A 951-nucleotide genomic window follows, 5' to 3' on the forward strand; every position below is an offset into this window, starting at 1 on the left:
TGTCGGCGACGCTTGAAAACTGAACAGTAGCGGCGGTCGAAAAGTGAACACTCAACGATTGGAGAGTGATCACTGTGGAGGACTGGGCGTTGATCCGGCGGCTGGTGGCCGATGGGGTGCCGAAGGCCAGGATCGCGGAGCGGTTGGGGATCTCGCGGACGACGGTGGTGAAGGTGGCGGGCTCGGATTCGCCGCCGCGGTACGAGCGAAGGCCGGCGCCGACCTCGTTCACCCCGTTCGAAGCGCGGGTGCGGCAGCTGTTGAAGGACACCCCGGACATGCCGGCGACGGTGATCGCCGAACGCGTCGGCTGGGACGGGTCGATCACATGGTTCCGTGAGCATGTGCGGCGGCTTCGTCCCGAGGTGCGCCCGCCGGATCCGGCGGACCGGTTGGTGTGGGAGCCCGGCGATGCGGCGCAGTGCGATCTGTGGTTCCCGCCGCGGAAGATCCCGCTCGAGGACGGTTCGAGGGTGCTGCTGCCGGTGCTGGTGATCACCGCGGCGCATTCGCGGTTCATGCTCGGCCGGATGATCCCGACCCGGAAGACGCCGGACCTGCTGCTGGGCTCGTGGGAGCTGATCCGGCAGTTGGGTCGGGTGCCGCGGCGGCTGATCTGGGACAACGAGCCCGGCATCGGCCGTGGCCACCGGCCCGCCGAGGGGGTGACCGCGTTCACCGGGACGTTGGCGACCAAGCTCGTGCTGCTGCCGCCGCGGGACCCGGAGTCGAAGGGCATCGTGGAGCGACGCAACGGCTATTTCGAGTCCTCGTTCATGCCGGGCCGGCAGTTCGCGTCACCGGCGGATTTCAACGCACAGTTCACCGACTGGCTGGCCGCCGCGAACCGGCGGGTGGTGCGCACGACGAAGGCCCGCCCGGTCGAACGGCTCGAGCAGGACTTGGCGGCGATGCTGCCGCTGCCGCCGGTGCTGCTGCATCTGGGCTGGC

1 protein-coding gene is annotated in these 951 nt (G+C 69.3%); it reads left to right on the forward strand.

Translation table 11 applies throughout. The features are described 5' to 3' along the window. Positions 1-65 precede the first annotated feature (65 nt). Positions 66-951, forward strand: an 886-nt coding sequence (gene istA / locus ACQ393_RS17600) for an IS21 family transposase (RefSeq protein ID WP_430648157.1), incomplete at its 3' end; no start/stop codon positions are given.

The sequence above is a fragment of the Agromyces sp. GXS1127 genome (assembly GCF_050565425.1).
In the GTDB taxonomy this organism is placed as follows: Bacteria; Actinomycetota; Actinomycetes; order Actinomycetales; family Microbacteriaceae; genus Agromyces.